Annotated in this window: 6 protein-coding genes; 2 read left to right on the top strand and 4 right to left on the bottom strand. The window is 41.4% G+C overall.

Annotated elements, in window-relative coordinates; genetic code table 11:
• Positions 1-680 (top strand): ATP-binding cassette domain-containing protein (locus tag Q0191_RS05035; RefSeq protein ID WP_297664397.1); only part of this gene is annotated, 680 nt, incomplete at its 5' end.
• Positions 681-800: 120 nt separating this feature from the next.
• Here Q0191_RS05035 and Q0191_RS05030 read toward each other — a convergent pair.
• Entirely contained in the window at positions 801-1,226 is a 426-nt protein-coding gene (locus tag Q0191_RS05030) for a MarR family winged helix-turn-helix transcriptional regulator (RefSeq protein ID WP_297664395.1), read from the bottom strand.
• A 62-nt stretch (positions 1,227-1,288) separates the two neighbouring features.
• Between Q0191_RS05030 and Q0191_RS05025 the strand changes: the two genes are divergently transcribed.
• Positions 1,289-1,723 carry a GNAT family N-acetyltransferase gene (locus tag Q0191_RS05025; RefSeq protein WP_297664393.1) on the top strand — a complete coding sequence of 145 codons (435 nt, stop codon included), beginning with the start codon at positions 1,289-1,291 and terminating at the stop codon, positions 1,721-1,723.
• A gap of 57 nt (positions 1,724-1,780) precedes the next feature.
• On the opposite strand, the gene Q0191_RS05020 is transcribed toward Q0191_RS05025, so the two are convergent.
• The 3 genes from Q0191_RS05020 to recX all read right to left on the bottom strand — a co-directional run bounded on the left by Q0191_RS05020 (position 1,781) and on the right by recX (position 3,681).
• Complete coding sequence (locus Q0191_RS05020) at positions 1,781-2,098, bottom strand: DUF960 domain-containing protein (protein WP_015605549.1); 318 nt, start codon at positions 2,096-2,098, stop codon at positions 1,781-1,783.
• Positions 2,099-2,284: 186 nt separating this feature from the next.
• Positions 2,285-2,818 carry a DUF402 domain-containing protein gene (locus Q0191_RS05015; RefSeq protein ID WP_005590859.1) on the bottom strand — a complete coding sequence of 178 codons (534 nt, stop codon included), beginning with the start codon at positions 2,816-2,818 and terminating at the stop codon, positions 2,285-2,287.
• Between the two features lie 86 nt (positions 2,819-2,904).
• Entirely contained in the window at positions 2,905-3,681 is a 777-nt protein-coding gene (gene recX, locus Q0191_RS05010) for a recombination regulator RecX (RefSeq protein WP_297664389.1), read from the bottom strand.
• Positions 3,682-3,706: the final 25 nt, after the last annotated feature.

Raw genomic sequence — 3,706 nt, 5'->3', positions numbered from 1 at the left:
CCATGTCCCGCCAGAAAAAGCTGGATAAGATGGACATTATTGAGCTGCAAAGTGAGAAACCAAAGCCGTCCTTTGATTTCAAACCTGCCCGTACACCTGGCCGTTTTATCTTCCAAGCCAAGGACTTACAGATTGGGTATGACCGTCCACTGACCCAACCCCTTAATCTGACCTTTGAGCGTAATCAGAAGGTGGCCATCATCGGGGCAAATGGGATTGGAAAAACAACTCTTCTTAAGAGTTTGCTGGGGATTATCCCGCCTATCGCAGGTCAAGTAGAGCGTGGGGACTATCTGGAGCTGGGTTATTTCGAGCAGGAAGTCGAAGGTGGCAATCGTCAGACACCACTCGAGGCAGTCTGGAATGCCTTTCCGGCCCTTAACCAAGCAGAAGTTCGAGCAGCTCTGGCCAGATGTGGCTTGACTTCCAAGCATATCGAGAGTCAGATTCAGGTTCTTTCAGGTGGGGAGCAGGCCAAGGTCCGCCTTTGTCTCCTCATGAACCGAGAAAATAATGTTCTGGTTCTGGACGAACCGACCAATCACCTGGATGTAGATGCCAAGGAGGAGCTCAAGCGCGCTCTGAAAGAATACAAGGGCAGCATTCTCATGGTCTGCCACGAGCCTGATTTTTATGAAGGCTGGATGGACCAGATCTGGGATTTTAATCAACTAACTTAAAAAGCTATTAAGGCGGTTTTGCTTGCAGAGACGAGGAGGATTCACTTAGTCACTTGCAAGCAGCCGTTTTTAATAGCTTTAGTTTTAATGTAAGATAGTTGCAAATGCAACTATTTTATGTTATACTTCTTCTTGTTGAGAGTTCTGAATTTTCTGTAAGATATGATCCAGTTGAAAGAGTTCAGATGAAGTCAGTTGACGCAGACTGGTCTGGATATATCGATCCTCGTAGCCAATCAGCTTGTCATATACTTTTAGAGCAGAAATCGTTGGATAGAGCTCTTTAAATTTCTTATTCTCTTGCTTGGTCTTTTTGATAATCAAACCTCTTTCCTCCAGCTTTCTTAGAGAGCGGCTCAGGGTAGTCTTGTCAATCTGAACCAGCTCTGCCAGCTGAGATTGATGGATGGCAGGATGTTCGACAATGCGAGTAAGAATGAGAAAGAGATTATTATCAAGCCCGTATTGGCTAGCTTCTTGATTCATTCTCATCATAGCTTGACGGGAGATGAACCCCATTTGACGAAATAACTGACGGTAATCCATAAGAACTCCTTTGATAGTTGCATTTACAATGATTATATAATAAAGCAAGGACGGAAACAAGCATGTGGCATAAAAAATATTTGCAAGAGTTGGACACGCTAGAGTTTTACAAGATTTTAAAACTGCGGATCGATACCTTTGTCGTTGAGCAAGAGCGAATCTACCATGAATTGGATGAAAAAGACTTAAAAGCTGTTCATATTTTTCATGTTAATAAACAAGAGAAAATAGATGCCTATGCCCGCGTGTTTGTGGAAGATGGAAAAGTCGTTTTTGGTCGCCTTGTGACAGCCCCGTCAGACAGAGGAAAGGGCTTAGGGAATAGATTGGTAGAGGAAATCCTGCTTCTTTGTGAGAAAAAGTGGCCGAGAAAAATCATTGAAATTGAAGCTCAGGAGCCAGTCGTGGGGCTTTATGAAAAATTCGGTTTTGTAACTCAGGGAGAGACTTTTATCTTTGAATCAACGCCCCATATCAAAATGATTTACAACAAATAAAAAATCCAGTTGAAGGAACCGATCTTAGTGACGGTGTCTCAACTGGATTTTGCTTTCTTAAAACATGGAGTATTCATCAGCTAACATGACTGTTTCTCTACCGTCATTGTCCACAACGTAGATCATTCGAGGATAGAAGGGGTCAAACTTATAGGTAAAATCAAAGGAGATAAGTGTATCGAGATGGTCCTCAGAGAAGCGGAAGGTCAACTTGCCCTTGTTATTGATCAATTCAAAGCGAATCAGGTTATTCAGGGGAAAGACATCTTTAAGGAAGTTGTCGATAATGTACCAGAAAGTGTCAATCACGTCATCTGGAAGGCTAGTGATAGCGCCAAAGCTGGCATAGCGACCACGAGTATTGGTAAAAGCCATGAGACTCACTCCTTTCTGGAAACCTAGCTGCGGTAGACCAAATATCAGTTATTTAGTCTGACACAGCAATATTGTTGGTTCTATCATACAAGAAATAAGTAGGAATTGCAAGAAATTGCTTCCTTACTGGACGAAGGTCTTTTGAGAAAGAGAGCAAGAAAAAAGAGCTTGCGCTCTTTGACAACTTTATCGATTCTTTAGTTCAACATAACGTTTGTACCAAATTTTCACATAAGCATCGGAGAAGGGACCACGTTCGTTGTTGATCCAGTCAACCAGAATCTTAACGTTTTCCTTGAGAATGAAATCCAAATCATCCGAATAGTTCATTTGCCTTTTATGACGTTCATATTCTTCCACATCAAGCAGCCGTTTTTCTCCGTCTGTGAAAACCTTGACATCTAAATCATAGTCGATGTACTTGAGGGCTTCATTGTCCAGATAGTAGGGGCTGGCAAGGTTGCAGTAGTATGAAGTGCCATTGTCACGAATCATGGCAATGATATTAAACCAATATTTCTTATGAAAATAGACAATGGCAGGCTCTCGTGTTACCCAGCGCCGGCCATCACTTTCTGTCACCAGTGTGTGGTCATTAACGCCAATAATGGCATTTTCTGTCGTCTTTAGTACCATGGTATCTCGCCAAGTGCGGTGAAGATTCCCATCATGCTTATAACTTTGAATTGTAATAAAGTCGCCTTCTTTGGGAAGTTTCATAACCTACCAACTTTCTACAATTTATAAGTTTATCCTCTTTATTGTAACATATTTTCATAAAAATGCCTAAGTTTTCATAGAAAATCTTAAAGATATTCTCTTAGAGCGCTGGCAATGTCGGAGAAATCATAGCCTTTGCGGGCTAGAGCTTGGGTCAGACGCTGTTTTAAGTCATAGCCCTCGTACTTTTTGGAGTACTTGCGGTATTGCTTGTCTAGCTCTTTGTAGAGCAGCTCTTGTTGGTTTTCTTGGTCTTCTTCGATGTCTAAATGTTGATAAGCCTCTTTGGCTTGTCCATAGGAAAATCCTTTGTTTATCAGGGCTTGGAGGATTTTATCTTGCAAAGCTTTACTAGGAAGCTTTCCTTGGTATTTTTTGAGCAGCTTTTCGGCAACTCGCTCGGCTACTTCAGTGAAATCAAATTGTCTCAATTCTTCTTCAATAATAGTGTTAGAAATTCCTTTTTGGCTGAGTTTTTGCTTGAGAACAAAAGCGCCTTTGTCACCAGTGAGAAGATTGGATTGGATAAAAGAGTTAGCATATTTTCTATCATTAATCCAATTATCCTTTTTTAGATTGTCCAAGACTTGGCTGATGATTTCTGGTTGGATGTCGTGCTGTGTTAAGTAGTCTTTAACTTCCTTGGCAGTCCTTTGCTTGAAGGAGAGATGGTAGAGAGCTAGATTTTTTCCGTAAGAGAATTGGGCATAGTGTTGAATTTCTGATAGCTCCTGCTCTGTGATTTCCATTCCTTTGGACAGCATGAAGCGGACAATGGTGTCTTCGGTGATATAGAGCTTTTCACTGTCGTCCAACTCCAAGAGGTAGAGCTGTTTTTTCTTTTCGATTTTTGTGATTTTCATAGGGGATTTTGGTTAAGTCCTTTCT

The sequence above is a fragment of the uncultured Streptococcus sp. genome, assembly GCF_938036805.1.
Classification (GTDB): domain Bacteria; phylum Bacillota; class Bacilli; order Lactobacillales; family Streptococcaceae; genus Streptococcus.
Note: the sequence above shows the minus strand (reverse complement) of the source record. Positions and strands in the feature narration are given on the sequence as shown.

Coding starts and splice junctions, on each gene's coding strand:
- Q0191_RS05030 (WP_297664395.1), bottom strand. CDS start 1,226: ATGGATTACCGTCAGTTATTTCGTCAAATGGGGTTCATCTCCCGTCAA.
- Q0191_RS05025 (WP_297664393.1), top strand. CDS start 1,289: ATGTGGCATAAAAAATATTTGCAAGAGTTGGACACGCTAGAGTTTTAC.
- Q0191_RS05020 (WP_015605549.1), bottom strand. CDS start 2,098: ATGGCTTTTACCAATACTCGTGGTCGCTATGCCAGCTTTGGCGCTATC.
- Q0191_RS05015 (WP_005590859.1), bottom strand. CDS start 2,818: ATGAAACTTCCCAAAGAAGGCGACTTTATTACAATTCAAAGTTATAAG.
- recX (WP_297664389.1), bottom strand. CDS start 3,681: ATGAAAATCACAAAAATCGAAAAGAAAAAACAGCTCTACCTCTTGGAG.